The sequence below is a fragment of the Curtobacterium sp. VKM Ac-1393 genome (assembly GCF_015350995.1).
Classification (GTDB): domain Bacteria; phylum Actinomycetota; class Actinomycetes; order Actinomycetales; family Microbacteriaceae; genus Curtobacterium.
The window spans coordinates 112783-127289 of the sequence record NZ_JADKRW010000007.1 but is presented as its reverse complement, the minus strand read 5'-3'; the positions used below and the strand labels follow the sequence as shown (position 1 = coordinate 127289).

Genomic DNA, 14507 nt, shown 5'->3' with positions numbered 1-14507 from the left:
GCGATGTTAGCGATCGAGCGTGGCTTCGATGACCACGTTGTCGACCGAGGCAGAACCGTCCGGCCGTTGCAGGCAGGTGATGAGCAGGAGCCGCCCGGGCTCGTCCGCCCAGACGTCGGCATCGGCGGCCACGGTCGCCTTCGTGATCCGCTCGGACCCGGTCACCGTGTACCGCGCGTCGCCGACCCGGACCGTGCTGCCGACCGCGACCCGGGAACGCTGCCCGTCGACGTCGATGAGCAGGTTGCCCGGTCCGATCGCGCCGTTCCGCAACGAGTGCATGACCACGAACACGGTGCCGTCCGCGCGGTCCGCGAGCGGTACTCCGAGGTTGCGGACCCGGTAGGCCTCGCGGAACCCCGGCGGGGTGATCTGGCCGTCGACCGCATCGAGTTCGCCGAGCGGGACGTCGAGTCCGACGGCCGGCACCACGAGCTGCTCGCCGGTGTCCGCGACCGCGTTCGAGGCGGCCGCCGCAGCGCCCGACTCCCCCGGGTCGAGCGTGACCTGCTTGCCGTCGAGCGACGTGCCCGTGATCGCCGTCGATGATGCGGAACCGGTCGTCGCCGTGACGACGCCCACCACGCCGACGACGACGGTCGCCGCGGCGAGCACGGCGATCGTCCAGAGCAGCGCGGTGCGCGGTCGGGTGCGTGGGGTGGCCATCTTCCGTTCCCGGGGTGGTGACGGACCTGTCGGACGGGAGGCGCGCCTCCCGACCGACAGGTGGGTGCCGGGATCCGCGTGGCCGGGTCGACCACCCCACGGATCCCGGTGCGTCAGTCCTGTTGGGTGACGCGGCGGCGGTAGGCGATGAACGCGACCGAGCCGAGGGCGACGACGCCGACGGCGGACAGCCCGATCCAGGGCAGGGCCGAGGCGGCGGCGTTGCCGCCGGAGACGGTGCCGCCGGTGTTCACGGCTGCGCCGGTGGTGACGGCCGTGGTGGTGTCGACCGGGTCGATGACGACGGCGCCGTCAGCGGTGACCGTGATGGCGAGCGAGACCACGGCGGTGCCGTCGGAGGACTCCACCGCGATGGTGTGGGCGCCGGCCGGGGTGTCCGCCGGGATCACGACCGAGGTCGCGAAGGCACCGTCCGCGTCGGTGGTCACGGTACCGAGGACGACGGGGTCGCTGTGCAGGACGATCGAGTACTCCGTCGCTGCCGGCAGGCCATCGGCGCGCAGCGGCACCGCGTCGCCGACGGTGAACGTGGTGCTGCTGCCGGTGCTGATCGACGGAGCCGGCGTGGTGGGTGCGGTGGTGGGCTCCGGCGTACCGGGCTCGGTCGTCGGCTCCGGCGTGCCGGGCTCGGTGGTGGGCTCCGGCGTGCCGGGCTCGGCCGTCGGCTCCGGCGTGCCGGGCTCGGCCGGCTCGGTCGTGACCGGTGTGGTGGGTTCCGGCGTGGGCGCCTCGGCCGCCGTCCAGGCGATCGAGATCGGCTGCGGCTTCTTGGCCGCCGCGTCGTTCGTGCCCGAGGTGTACCAGTACGAGCTCTGCCCGGTCTCGTTCTGGAAGTCGACGAAGTCGGCCGGCCACGAGCCCCAGTCGGCGTTCGTCTTGTTCAGGCTCGTCGCCGACGCGGGCTCGACGCCCTGCCAGTCCGGGCTCACCGTGATGCCCGAGCTCGTGACGTCGACGTCGGTCAGCGTGGCGAGGTGCACGGTGCGCGGGGTGAGCGGCGCCCAGCTGCCGCCGTCGCGCGACGCGGCGTACCCGGACACCGTCGCGGTGAGCGCTCCCGTGCCGTCGGCCGCGACGTGCAGTTCGGGGTCCTCGGCGGACCAGTAGGTCATGCCGCCGTAGAACCCGACGGTGAAGCCGCCGTCCCAGGCGATGTCGGCGGTGCCGGCAGCAGCGTCGACGGTCCCGGTGCCGGCGGCGAGCGTCAACACACCGGCGGTCGTGGTGCCCGGTCGGACCGTGACGCCGTCGCCGGTCTGGCACTTCGTCGCGAAGGTCGGGGTCGACGTGCCGCCCGCGCCCGTCGGGTAGGCGATCGAGACGTTGCCGGCCGAGGCGGCGTACCCGGGCGTCGGGTTCGTCGCGGTCCACGGCGCCGAGGCTCCCGTGTCGCCAGCGACGCCGGCGGACAGGAAGTTGCAGCCGCCGAAGTAGGCGCCGGCGTTGGCCTCGTTGCTGAGGCTCCAGGACAGCGCGGCGTCGGTGACATCGGCCGAGGCGGCGTTCGCGGGGGTGGCGCCGAGCGCGGCGGCCGCGGCGATCGTGGCGCCGAGGGCAACGGCGGTCGCGCCGGCAGCGAACCGCCGGGTGCGAGGAGAGGACAGGTGCATTCGGGTGGTCTCCAAGTTTGGGTAGCCTTACCTAACTCTCTGAGCATATGGACAGAAGTTAGGTTAGGCAAACCTAAGTCTTGCGAGACGGCAGCCCGGTCTTCCCGGTCGTCAGTACCCCCGGTGGGACTCGAACCCACAACTCGGCGATTTTAAGTCGCATGCCTCTACCGATTGGGCCACGGGGGCGGGCCGCAACAGCCTACCGATGCGCTCGACGACGAGAGGCGGCCGCCCCGAAGGGTGACCGCCTCTGCGTGGTGCTGCTGGTGCTACTTGGCGTCCGCTGCGGCTTCGGCCTTCACGGGCTCGGCCTCGTTCGAGACGTCCTTGGCGGGCTCGCCGTACGCGGGGCCTGCGGCACCGGCGGGCTTGCCCGCTTCCGGAGCGGTCGCAGGCTTCGCCGCCTCGACCGGGGCAGCCGGGGACTCGGCCGCGGGCTTCGGACGGGACGCGAAGGCCTCGAACGCGGCGCGCGGGGTCTCACGGTCGTCGAGCGACGCGATGTCACGGCCGAGGAAGAAGCCGCCGACCCAGTCGCCGACGACGCGCAGCTTGCGCTCCCACGACGGCATCGCCAGGCCGTGGTAGCCGCGGTGCGCGCCCCACGCCAGGAAGCCCTTCATGGCGAACTTGCCGGACTGGAACACGCCGATGCCGAGACCGAGGCCCGCGACGGCGCCGAGGTTCTCGTGCTTGTAGTCGGTCGTCGCCTCGCCACGGATGGTCGCGACGAGGTTCTTCGCGAGCTGCTTCGCCTGGCGGACGGCGTGCTGGGCGTTCGGCACGCAGAAGCCGCCGACGCCGCCACCGGTCAGGTCGGGCACGGCTGCGACGTCGCCGCAGGCCCAGGCGTCCGCGATCACGCCGTTGTCGTCGACGACGCGCAGGTCGGGCTGTACGCGGATGCGCCCACGCTGCTCGAGCGGGAAGTCGGTGCCCTTGACCATCGGGTTCGCCATGACGCCGGCGGTCCAGATGATGAGGTCGGACTCGATCTTCTCGATCGCGCCGTCGCTCGTCTTGAGCTCGCAGACGCCACCGACGGCCGAGGCCAGCTGGGTCTCGAGGTGCACGTTCGCACCGCGCTGCGCCAGGTTCTCGAGCACCCAGTGCGAGGTCTCGAGCGAGACCTCGGGCATGATGCGGCCCATCGCCTCGACCAGGTGGAAGCGGGTCTCGTCGAAGGACAGCTGCGGGTAGCTCTTCAGCAGGTCCGTGGCGAACGAGCGGAGTTCGGCGAACACCTCGATGCCGGCGAAGCCACCACCGACGACGACGACCGTCAGCAGGCGGTCACGCTCGGGACCGGCCGGCAGGTTCGCCGCCTTGTGGAAGTTCGTGAGGATCTTGTCTCGGATCGCCGCGGCTTCCTCGATCGTCTTGAGGCCGATGGCCTCGTCCGCGACACCCGGGATCGGGAACGTGCGGGACACCGCGCCGGCGGTCATGACGATCTGGTCGTAGGACTCCTCCCACGCCTCGCCCTCGGTCGGGGTGATGGTCGCGGTCTTCGTCGCGTGGTCGACCTTGGTGACCTTCGCGGTGACGACGCGGGTGTTCTTGAGGTGACGACGGTGCGAGACGACCGCGTGACGCGGCTCGATCGAACCGGCGGCGACCTCGGGCAGGAACGGCTGGTACGTCATGTACGGCAGCGGGTCCACCATGACGACCTCGGCTTCGCCCTGGCGAAGGTGCTTCTCGAGCTTCCATGCGGTGTAGAAACCGGCGTAACCGCCGCCGACGACGAGGATCTTGGGCACGGGGGATGATCTCCTTGGATGGGGGTTTCGGAGTCGAGTCAGACTTCGCCGCCACCCGCCCCGACTCCAGCGTCTGCACCGTCATCATACGCCCGGCACTCACACCGGGAGGGCGACCAGTCCGCGCGCTCGAGCGCGAGGTCGCCGATGGGGTTGACGCCGGGTCCGGCGGCGAGGGCGTGACCGACGAGGGCGTGCAGGCACTTCACACGGGTGGGCATGCCACCGGCGCTGATGCCGACGATCTCGTCGACGTGCTCGATCGACTCGCGATCGGCCAGGTAGGACTCGTGGGCCGCGAGGTACGCGGCCGCGGTGGTGTCGTCCTCGAGCAGTGCTGCCAGCTCCGGCATCACCTGGTTGGCCTCGAGGGTGCTGACCGCAGCGGTGGCCGCGGGGTGGCACAGGTAGTAGAACGTCGGGAACGGGGTGCCGTTCGACAGCCGGGGCTTCGTGGAGACGACCGTGGGGTTGCCACAGACGCACCGTGCCGCGATCCCGATGACGTCGCGCGCCGGTCGGCCGAGCTGCGCCGACACGACCTGGACGTCGCGGTCGGAGGGCGGGTCGAAGGGAGGGGTCGTCACGGGAACGTGAGCCTACCGGAGACCCGGCATCCCTCGCACCGTCGTGCCGGACGGGTGCCGGGGCTCGGGACTACTTGCTCTCGCCGGTGCCGGAGACGTCCGGTGCCACCAGGTCGGCAGCGGTCTCGTCGGTGAGCCCGGACTGCAGCACCGACGACAGCATCGCCTGCACCCAGTCGACCTTGGGCGTCTGCACCTTCGCGCTGACCGGGGTGCCGGAGTCCGTCGTCGGCGTGGACTCGGTCGCCCGGTCCTCGGCGCCCATCACGAGGTAGCTCTCCTCGCCCGGGTACACGTAGAGCAGCCGGTCGCGCGCCTGCGCCTCGATGTACGCGGGGTCGTCCCAGCGTGCGACGTCCTTCTTCTTCTGCGTGACGTCGGCCTTCTGGCTCGCGACCTCGCGCTGCTGCTGGGCGATCTGCTCCTGCTGCTGGATGAGCGTGCGGAGCGACGGGGCGAGCACCACGACGAAGAGCACGATGATCGCGAGCATGAGCAGGCTGAAGCCGGAGAAGTGGATCGAGCGGTACCAGGGCTGCTCGGCGGTGCTGCCGTCGGGCATCGCCACGGGGACGCGGCGGACGCGGGGCTTCTGGCTGGGCACGTCCCGACGATAACCCGGGTCGCGCGGTGCGTGCGCCCGGCACGCGGCCGTTCGGCGCCCTCTCAGCGTCTCGCGCCCGGCGCGTGGTCGCGTGCCACCACGAAGACGCCGGCGTCTTCGAGGTTGCGTGCCACCACGAAGACGCCGGCGTCTCGTCGACACGCCCCCCGAATTCGGCGGCGTCTCGACGACTTCGCGGCGTCAGGCGGACACGACGGCGTCACACGACGGCTTCCGGTTCCGCGGGGTGTCGCTCGACCGGGAGGCGCTGTGCAAGTCCGCACCGTCCGGCCTGCACACGGAGTGGTCACGACACACCGCCCGGCGTGCGTCCGGCGGTCACGTCCTGTCGGCCAGACCCGGGCCAGCCGACGACTCGTGACCACTCGACGCAGCGCGCGCGGCGGGTCCTGACCCCGGCACGGAGGGGCACGGAGGGACGCGATCGCGGTGCGCACACGACGAGACGCCGCCCTCCCGGAGGAGGACGGCGTCTCGGTACCTCGGAGGTGCTGGTTACAGAGCAGCAGCGCGCGGGAAGGCCGAGCGACCGGCGTACACCGCGGCGTCGCCGAGCTCTTCCTCGATGCGGAGCAGCTGGTTGTACTTCGCGACGCGGTCCGAGCGAGCCGGGGCGCCGGTCTTGATCTGGCCACCGTCGACCGCGACCGCGATGTCCGCGATCGTGGTGTCCTCGGTCTCACCGGAGCGGTGCGACAGGATCGAGGTCAGGCCGTGACGGTGTGCGAGCGAGACCGCGTCGAGCGTCTCGGTGAGCGTGCCGATCTGGTTGACCTTCACCAGGATGGAGTTCGCGGCCTTCTCGTCGATGCCCCGCTGCAGACGCTTCGGGTTGGTGACGAACAGGTCGTCGCCGACGATCTGGACCTTGTCGCCGAGCTCGGCGGTCAGGTGCGACCAGCCCTGCCAGTCGTCCTCGGCCAGCGGGTCCTCGATGGTGACGAGCGGGTAGTTCGCGACGAGGTCGGCGAAGTACGCGGTGAACTCCTGGCTCGAGAGCTGCTTGCCCTCGAACGAGTACTTGCCGTCGTGGAAGAACTCGGTCGACGCCACGTCGAGGCCGACGGCGATGTCCTTGCCCGGGGTGTAACCGGCCTTCTCGATCGCGGTCAGCAGGAAGTCGAGCGCCGCACGGTTCGACGCGAGCTCCGGCGCGAAGCCGCCCTCGTCACCGAGGCCGGTCGCCAGGCCCTGCTTCTTCAGCTCGCCCTTGAGGGCGTGGTAGGTCTCGACGCCCCAGCGGAGTGCCTCGGAGAACGACTCGGCGCCGTACGGCACGAGGAAGAACTCCTGGATGTCGACGTTGGTGTCCGCGTGGGCACCGCCGTTGACGACGTTCATGAGCGGGACGGGCAGCGTGTGCGCGTTCGGGCCGCCGAGGTAGCGGAAGAGCGGCAGGTCGACCGAATCGGCCGCTGCACGGGCCACGGCGAGCGAGGCACCGAGGATCGCGTTCGCGCCCAGGCGGGACTTGTTCTCGGTTCCGTCGAGCTCGATGAGCGCGGCGTCGACGAGGCGCTGGTCGGTGGCGTCGAAGCCCTCGAGCGCCGGGCCGATCTCGTCGAGGACGGCGTCGACGGCCTTGAGCACGCCCTTGCCGCCGTAGCGCGAGGCATCGCCGTCGCGGAGTTCGTACGCCTCGAACGCACCGGTGGAGGCACCGGAGGGGACGAGCGCGCGGGACACGACGCCGTCGTCGAGGAGGACCTCGACCTCGACCGTCGGGTTGCCTCGGGAATCGAGGACTTCGCGTGCGCCTACGGCATCGATCAGGGCCACGGGGTACTCCCTACACATTGGTTGTGGTGTTTGCGGGTCCGATCCTAGCGAGCCGAGGTGAACACGACGTCGACCGTGACGCCGGGTGTGGACGACTCCGTCGACGACTCAGTCGAGCGGGCGGAACTCCACACCCTCGAGCGACGTCGTGTCGGCGCCGACGGTCGCGAAGGCCGAGAACCCCTGCGCCGCGAGCCCGGCGAGCAGGTTCTTCGTGTTCTTGGTTCGCCGTTCGAGCCGCACCCGACGGTGGGAGCCGAGCGCCTCGGTCTTCAGCGCCGCGAGACGGACCGGGTCGACGTCCTTGTCGTAGACGAGCACCACGGCGTCGGACTCGGCGGACTCCGGGAGTGTCACGAGGTCGACGAGCCGTTCGAAGCCGAGCGAGAAGCCCACCGCGGGGACGTCCTGCCCGAGGAACCGGCCGATCATGCCGTCGTACCGGCCGCCGCCGCCCAGGCTGTAGCCGAAGTCGGGGTGCGCGACCTCGAAGATCGTGCCCGTGTAGTACCCCATGCCGCGCACGAGTGTCGGGTCGAAGCGCAGGTCGACGCCCGGCAGGGCTTCGCGCAGGCGCAGCAGGTCGGCGAACGCCTCGGCGTCGAGCCACGCCGAGCCCGCTGCCGAGGTCCAGTCAGCGGCCTCGAGTGCGCGGATGGTGTCCTCGAGCCCGGGCAGTTCCTGTCCGACGGTGGTGCGGAGTTCGGCCGCGACGCCGTCCGGGCCGATCTTGTCGAGCTTGTCGATCGTGATCAGCGCGCGGTCGGCCGTCGTCGGGTCGGTGATCCCCCACGACCCCAGCAGGGCCAGCAGGATGCGCCGGTCGTTGATGCGGATCGTCGTGCCGGTCACCCCGAGGGCGTCCAGGGCCGCGGTCGTGGCGCGGATGAGCTCGATCTCGGCGAGCTGCCCGGGCTCGCCGAGGATGTCGATGTCGCACTGCACGAACTGGCGGTAGCGCCCCTTCTGCGGACGCTCGGCACGCCAGACCGGCGCGATCTGCACCGATCGGAACACCGAGGGCAGCTCCGCGCGGTGCGAGGCGTAGAACCGGGCCAGCGGCACGGTCAGGTCGAACCGGAGCCCGAGGTCGGCGAGGTCGAGCGGCGCCTGGGCGGCCTGCAGGTCCTCGGCACCGAGCCCACGCTTCATGACCGCGAACGCGAGCTTCTCGTTGTCGCCACCGAGGCCGGAGTGGAGCCGCGCGGCATCCTCGACCACCGGGGTCTCGATCTCGTCGAACCCGTGCCGGGAGTAGACGTCGCGGACGACACCGAGCACGTGCTCGCGCCGGGCCTTGTCCGCCGGGAGGAAGTCACGCATGCCACGGGGTGCCGTCACGGTCGTTGCCATGTGGTCGATTCTGACAGACGCAGGTGTTCGGGTTGCGCGGCATGCGTTGCACTGGCATACTGGATGCAGTACCTCGGTTCGGAGCGTGCCTGATCCACTCTCCGAACCGATCGCGTGGGCACCGTGCTGCAGTGTGCCCCGCGGCTCGAGCGGGTTCTGCGTCCGCACCTCTCCCTGGGGGTGCGGCCACCCGCTCACGGGCGCCCTCCTTTTTCGGGTTAGGAGGGCGCCCTTCTCTCGTCCTGAGCTGCACGCACGCGATCACTCCGCAGCGCGGCCGGCCTCCTCGAGCGCGGCCACCGCGGCACGCAGACTCGCGACCGGGTCGATGCCGTCGTGCACGGCTCCCGCGACCTCTTCGAGCAAGGCGATCCCCCACGCGGCGTCCACCGCTCCCGCGCCGTCGACCGCACCCGCGCCGTCGACGCCACCCGCGCCGTCGACCGCAGCGGGCGCGGACGACGCACCACGGGCCTCCCGGTCGGCCGCCACCACGGACGCGACCGCAGTGTCGGCCGCACCGCGCTCGTCGAGGCGTTCCAGCAGTTTGACGGCCCGTTCCAGGGGCGGCATCGCGCGCGGGACACCGTCGAGGGCGCTCGTCCTGGCCGACTTCTCCGCCGCCTTCGCCGCACGCCAAACCCGGACGACCTCGTCGACGGTGTCGGCGGTCTCGTCGCCGAAGACGTGCGGGTGCCGACGGATCATCTTGTCGCGGACCCCGGCTGCGACGTCCTCGAGCGTGAACTCCCCCGCCCGCTCGGCGATCCCGGCGTGCAGGACGACCTGGTAGAGCACGTCGCCGAGTTCTTCGCGGACGTCGGCCGGGTCGCCGTCGTCGATGGCGTCGACGAGCTCGTAGGACTCCTCGACGGCGTACCGGGCGAGGGTGGCGTGGGACTGCGCCCGGTTCCAGACGCATCCGCCGTCCTCGGCGAGCAGGCGGTCGACGACGGTCACGAGGTCGGGTACGGCGGTCATCGGGTCATCGTCCCACTCACGTACACTGGCGGTGGCGTGTCGGGAAGTCTGGTCGACGGACACTCACCCGACCCCTCGAGACGGAGATCCATGTCGTCCCTCGTCCGCTCCCCCCGCTTCAGCGCCATCGCGCTCCTCACCGCCGCCGTGCTCGGCCTGGTGGTGGCGAACTCCCCGGTCGGCCCCGGCCTCGAACGCCTGCTCGACGCCCACCTGCCGCTCGGCGCCGTCGGCCTCGACCTGTCGATCGCACACTGGATCAGCGACGGGCTGCTCGCGGTCTTCTTCCTGCTCGTCGCGATCGAGCTGAAGCAGGAACTCGTCGACGGCGAGCTGTCGAACCCGAAGACCGCCGTGGTGCCGGCCATCGCGGCGGTCGGCGGCGTGCTCGTCCCCGCGGGCGTCTTCCTGCTCGTCACCGCGGGCACGCCGTACACGCACGGCTGGCCGATCCCGACGGCGACCGACATCGCCTTCGCGCTCGGTGTCCTCGCGATGTTCGGTCGCGGGCTGCCGTCCGGCATCCGGGTGTTCCTGCTCGCCTTGGCCGTGCTCGACGACCTCATCGCGATCATCATCATCGCCGTCGTGTTCGCGCACGACACCGACTTCCTGGCCCTCGCCGGTGCCGTCGTCGCGCTGGCGGCGTTCTGGCTGCTCGGCCGGATGCTGCGTCCGGGGCGCACGGGGCAGACGCTCGTCATCGTGGCGATGGTCGTCGTCGGGCTCCTGACCTGGTGGCTCGTCTACCACTCCGGCGTGCACGCCACGATCGCCGGCGTCGCGCTGGGGCTCGTGCTCCCCCGCCGTCCGGGCCACACCCTGCACGAGAACGTCGAGCCGTGGTCGAACGCGATCGTCCTGCCGGTGTTCGCGTTCGCCTCGGCGGCCGTGGTCATCCCCGCCGTCGGCATCAGCGAGCTCTCCCCCACGTTCTGGGCGGTCGTCATCGCGCTGCCGGTCGGCAAGGTCATCGGGATCACGCTGTTCGGCGTCGTCGCCACACGGATGTTCCGCTCGCCGGGCCGCTCGTCGCTGTCGTTCTTCTCGATCATCACCGTCGGGGTGCTCGGCGGGATCGGCTTCACGGTGTCACTGCTCATGAACGAGCTCGCGTTCGCGCGCAACGAGGAGATCCTCGACGAGGGCGTGCTCGCCGTCCTCGTCGGCTCGGGCATCGCCATCGTCGCGTCCGCCGTCGTGGTCACGCTGCGGGCCCGGTCGTACCGCGCACGGCGCGAGCTGTCCGAGGCCGAGGCGACCGAGTAGCGGCTCGCGGGCCGCGCGCGCACCACTGACGACCCGAAACGACAAAGTCGACGTCGTACGACAGCGAGGACGTCGTATGGGGTCAGCACCCGACGCACCGTGCCCGTGCACGCGGCCGATGACGGACGGGAGGCACGGTGCCAGCCCGCACCGTGCCTCCCGTCCGTCGCCGCTCGCGACCACCGCCGTCTACGCGGCCGGCGCCTCCGCCGGCGTCGTCGCGCCGTACACGGCGGTGAGGATGCTCTCCACCCACCGGATCAGTGCGTCGTCCGGCAGCGCCTGGTCGTTCGGGCGCGGCATCGGGATGCTCGCCGCGTTCTGCTGCGGGAACCACTTCGCGCCCGGGAACATCCGCTTGAGCCGCACCTGCGACGAGTCGGCGAGCTCCTTGCCCGCCACGCGCAGGTTCGAGCCCATGACCACGACGTCGGACAGGCCGACCTGCTGCGCCATCCGACGCAGGCGGGAGACCTCGACCAGCGTCTGCACGGCCTGCGGCGGCTGCCCGTAGCGGTCGGTGAGCTCGTCGAGCACCATGTCGATGGCGTCCTGCTGCGCCGTCGGGGCCGAGGCCGCCGACAGCTTCTGGTACGCCTCGAGCCGGAGCCGCTCGGACTCGACGTAGTCCTCGGGGATGTGGGCGTCGACGGGGATCTCGAGCCGGAGCTCGGTCTGCCCCTCGGCCACGTCACCCCGGAACTGCGACACGGCCTCGCCGATCATCCGGAGGTACAGGTCGAACCCGACGCCCGCGATGTGCCCGGACTGCTCGCCACCGAGCAGGTTGCCGGCGCCGCGGATCTCGAGGTCCTTCATGGCGACCTGCATGCCCGCGCCGAGCTCGTTGTTCGCCGCGATGGTCTCGAGGCGGTCCTGTGCGGTCTCGGACAGGGGCTTCTCGGAGTCGTACAGGAAGTACGCGTACCCGCGCTCCCGCCCGCGTCCGACACGGCCACGCAGCTGGTGCAGCTGCGACAGCCCGTACTTGTCGGCCTTGTCGATGATGAGCGTGTTCGCGTTCGCGATGTCCAGGCCGGTCTCGATGATCGTCGTCGACACCAGGACGTCGAACCGGCGTTCCCAGAAGTCGACCATGACCTGCTCGAGGGTGCTCTCCGACATCTGCCCGTGCGCCACGGCGATGCGGGCGTCCGGCACGATCTCGGCCAGGTGCGCGGCGACACCCTGGATGTCCCGCACGCGGTTGTGCACGTAGAACACCTGGCCCTCGCGCAGGAGCTCGCGGCGGATCGCGGCGGCGACCTGCAGATCGGACTGCGGCCCGACGAACGTCAGGATGGGGTGGCGGTCCTCGGGCGGGGTGGCCAGGGTCGACATCTCGCGGATGCCCGTGACCGCCATCTCGAGCGACCGCGGGATCGGTGTCGCCGACATCGCCAGGACGTCGACGTTCGTCTTGAACTTCTTCAGCTGGTCCTTGTGCTCGACACCGAACCGCTGCTCCTCGTCGATGATGACGAGCCCGACGTCCTTGAAGGTGATGCCCTGCGACAGGATCCGGTGCGTCGCGATGACGATGTCGACGGTGCCGTCGGCGAGCCCGGCGATGGTCTCCTTCGACTCCTTCTCGGACTGGAACCGGCTCAGGGCGCGCAGGTGCACGGGGAACCCGGCGAAGCGCTCCTGGAACGTCTCCATGTGCTGGCGGACCAGCAGCGTCGTCGGCACGAGCATCACGACCTGCTTGCCGTCCTGCACGGCCTTGAACGCCGCACGGATCGCGACCTCGGTCTTGCCGTAGCCGACGTCGCCGGACAACAGGCGGTCCATCGGGATGGGCCGCTCCATGTCGCGTTTGATCTCGTCGATGGTGGTGAGCTGGTCGGCGGTCTCGGCGAACGGGAACGCCTCTTCCAGCTCGCGCTGCCACGGGGTGTCCGGGCCGAACGCGTGCCCCTTCGACGCCATCCGCGCCGAGTACAGCTTCACCAGGTCGACGGCGATGTCGCGGACGGCCTTGCGGGCCTTCGACTTGGCGGCGGACCAGTCCGAGCCGCCCATCTTCGACAGGGTCGGGGACTCGCCACCGACGTACCGCGAGAGCTGGTCGAGCTGGTCGGTCGGCACGAAGAGCTTGTCACCGGGGTAGTTCCGCTTGGACGGCGCGTACTCGAGCACGAGGTACTCGCGCTGCGTCTTCACCGCGTTGCGGCCGCCGGAGCTGACCTCGCGGCTCACCAGTTCCACGAACTTGCCGATGCCGTGCGTCGCGTGGACGACGACGTCGCCCGGCTTGAGCTGCAGCGGGTCGACGACGTTCTTGCGACGGCTCGCCAGCTTCTTGACGGTGCGCGCGCCCTGCTGGACGCTGCGGCCGTAGAACTCCGCTTCGCTGAGCACCACGATGCGCGGATCCGGGATGGCGAAGCCGTGCTCGACGGTGGCGGTCGTGACGATGGCGACACCCGGTTCGGGAGGCGCTGGCAGGGCTTCGGCACGGGCTGCGACCCCGGCGTCGGCGAGGACCTGCACCGCCCGTTCGACCAGGCCCTGGCCCTGGGCGGTCACCACGACCGCCCACCCGTCATCGGTGAGCGCCTTGACGTGCGCGATCGCACCGTCGGCGCTGCCCGCGAAGCTCGGCACGGCCTCGGCGCGGACGCGGATGTACTCGCCGGCCTCGTTCGCCGCCTCGGCGTCGGTGAGGACACGGGCGCCGTCGCCCTCGTCGAGGCCGGAATCGAACGGCGACACCGTCCACCACGTGCGCTGCCCACGGGTGTTCTTGAGCTGCTGGACCGTCAGGAAGTTGCCGGCGTCGAGGTCGATCGGGGCTTGGGCTCCGGCCACCGCCGCACTCCAGGCAGCCTGCAGGAACTCGGTGTTCGTCTCGGCCAGGCTGTTGGCACGACCGTTCACCCGCTCGGGCGAGAACACCGCGATGGTGGCGTCCTCGGGCAGGTACGAGGTCATCGGGACGAGGTCCTGCACGAGCGCGGGGGCGAGCGACTCCATGCCCTCCACCGGGATCCCCTCGGCGATCTTCGCGAGCATCTGGGACAGGTTCGGGAACTCGTGGAGCATCTCGCGTGCCCGCTGCCGGACGTCGTCGCTCAGCAGGAGCTCGCGCGAGGCGGTGAGCTCGACCGAGCCGAGGTCGTCCTCGGTCGTGCGCTGGTCGGCGACCGAGAACGCCTTGATCGCCTCGATCTCGTCGCCGAAGAAGTCGACGCGGACGGGGTGGTCGGCCGTCGGTGGGAAGACGTCGAGGATGCCGCCGCGCACCGCGAACTCTCCGCGGCGGGTGACCAGGTCGACGCGGGCGTACGCCATGTCGACGAGCTTCGCGGCGATCGCGGCGAGGTCGTTGCCGCGCGAGTCGGTGCGGAGCAGCACGGGCGCGAGCGACGTCAGGTTCGCCGCGATCGGCTGCAGCGCGGCCCGGACGCTCGCCACGACGATGGTGGTGCGGCGGTCGGCCACATCGGCAGCGGACCACGACGCGAGCCGGCGCAGGGTCGCGATGCGGGTGCCGACGGTCTGCGCGCTGGGGCTGAGGCGCTCGTGCGGCAGGGTCTCCCACGCCGGGAACTCGAGGACGTCGGCGTCGGGGACGTAGCTGCCGAGGGCGTCGCGGACGGCTTCGGCCTCGCGCCCCGTCGCGGTGATCACGAGCACGCACTGGGGCCCGTTGCGCTCGGCGATCAGCGCTCCGAGCAGCGGGACCCGCAGGCCGTCGACGACCGAGAAGTCGGCGTCACGAGGCGCGGCGCGGAGCACACGATCGAACGCGGAGGCGCGCGAGAGCGCAGGGATGATGCCCGAGATCGTCACTCAGGAGATGGTACCGGCCACGACCGACACCGCCCGCGTGGTGCGCGACGGG

10 protein-coding genes and 1 tRNA gene are annotated in these 14507 nt (G+C 71.0%); 1 reads left to right on the top strand and 10 read right to left on the bottom strand.

Annotated elements, in window-relative coordinates:
• Positions 1 to 6: 6 nt before the first annotated feature.
• From ITJ59_RS16080 to ITJ59_RS16040, 9 genes are all read right to left on the bottom strand, one after another.
• A complete protein-coding gene (locus tag ITJ59_RS16080) occupies positions 7 to 666 on the bottom strand; it encodes a class F sortase (protein ID WP_194652304.1) in 660 nt (219 codons plus the stop codon).
• 113 nt (positions 667 to 779) lie between these two features.
• Positions 780 to 2312 carry a hypothetical protein gene (locus tag ITJ59_RS16075; RefSeq protein WP_194652303.1) on the bottom strand — a complete coding sequence of 511 codons (1533 nt, stop codon included), beginning with the start codon at positions 2310 to 2312 and terminating at the stop codon, positions 780 to 782.
• Positions 2313 to 2412: 100 nt separating this feature from the next.
• Positions 2413 to 2486 (bottom strand) — tRNA-Leu (locus ITJ59_RS16070).
• 83 nt (positions 2487 to 2569) lie between these two features.
• Positions 2570 to 4063, bottom strand: coding sequence for an NAD(P)/FAD-dependent oxidoreductase (locus tag ITJ59_RS16065; protein WP_194652302.1), 1494 nt, complete (start codon positions 4061 to 4063; stop codon positions 2570 to 2572).
• 38 nt (positions 4064 to 4101) lie between these two features.
• Positions 4102 to 4650: a DUF501 domain-containing protein gene (locus tag ITJ59_RS16060; RefSeq protein WP_111084823.1), complete on the bottom strand. Its 549-nt coding sequence runs from the start codon at positions 4648 to 4650 to the stop codon at positions 4102 to 4104.
• 70 nt (positions 4651 to 4720) lie between these two features.
• Positions 4721 to 5254, bottom strand: coding sequence for an FtsB family cell division protein (locus ITJ59_RS16055; RefSeq protein WP_194652301.1), 534 nt, complete (start codon positions 5252 to 5254; stop codon positions 4721 to 4723).
• A 516-nt stretch (positions 5255 to 5770) separates the two neighbouring features.
• Positions 5771 to 7054 carry a phosphopyruvate hydratase gene (eno, locus tag ITJ59_RS16050; RefSeq protein ID WP_194652300.1) on the bottom strand — a complete coding sequence of 428 codons (1284 nt, stop codon included), beginning with the start codon at positions 7052 to 7054 and terminating at the stop codon, positions 5771 to 5773.
• A 108-nt stretch (positions 7055 to 7162) separates the two neighbouring features.
• Positions 7163 to 8407: a histidine--tRNA ligase gene (gene hisS, locus ITJ59_RS16045; protein WP_194652299.1), complete on the bottom strand. Its 1245-nt coding sequence runs from the start codon at positions 8405 to 8407 to the stop codon at positions 7163 to 7165.
• Positions 8408 to 8668: 261 nt separating this feature from the next.
• Positions 8669 to 9388 carry a MazG family protein gene (locus tag ITJ59_RS16040; RefSeq protein ID WP_194652298.1) on the bottom strand — a complete coding sequence of 240 codons (720 nt, stop codon included), beginning with the start codon at positions 9386 to 9388 and terminating at the stop codon, positions 8669 to 8671.
• Positions 9389 to 9478: 90 nt separating this feature from the next.
• Here ITJ59_RS16040 and nhaA point away from each other — a divergent pair, with 90 nt between their 5' ends.
• On the top strand, positions 9479 to 10657 hold the full coding sequence (gene nhaA / locus ITJ59_RS16035) for a Na+/H+ antiporter NhaA (RefSeq protein WP_194652297.1): 1179 nt from the start codon (positions 9479 to 9481) through the stop codon (positions 10655 to 10657).
• Positions 10658 to 10846: 189 nt separating this feature from the next.
• On the opposite strand, the gene mfd is transcribed toward nhaA, so the two are convergent.
• Positions 10847 to 14455, bottom strand: coding sequence for a transcription-repair coupling factor (gene mfd, locus ITJ59_RS16030; RefSeq protein ID WP_194652296.1), 3609 nt, complete (start codon positions 14453 to 14455; stop codon positions 10847 to 10849).
• Positions 14456 to 14507 lie beyond the last annotated feature (52 nt).

Bases quoted from the DNA above. Each gene is read 5' to 3' on its own strand.
- ITJ59_RS16080 (WP_194652304.1), bottom strand. From the start codon at position 666: ATGGCCACCCCACGCACCCGACCGCGCACCGCGCTGCTCTGGACGATC.
- hisS (WP_194652299.1), bottom strand. From the start codon at position 8,407: ATGGCAACGACCGTGACGGCACCCCGTGGCATGCGTGACTTCCTCCCG.
- ITJ59_RS16040 (WP_194652298.1), bottom strand. From the start codon at position 9,388: ATGACCGCCGTACCCGACCTCGTGACCGTCGTCGACCGCCTGCTCGCC.
- nhaA (WP_194652297.1), top strand. From the start codon at position 9,479: ATGTCGTCCCTCGTCCGCTCCCCCCGCTTCAGCGCCATCGCGCTCCTC.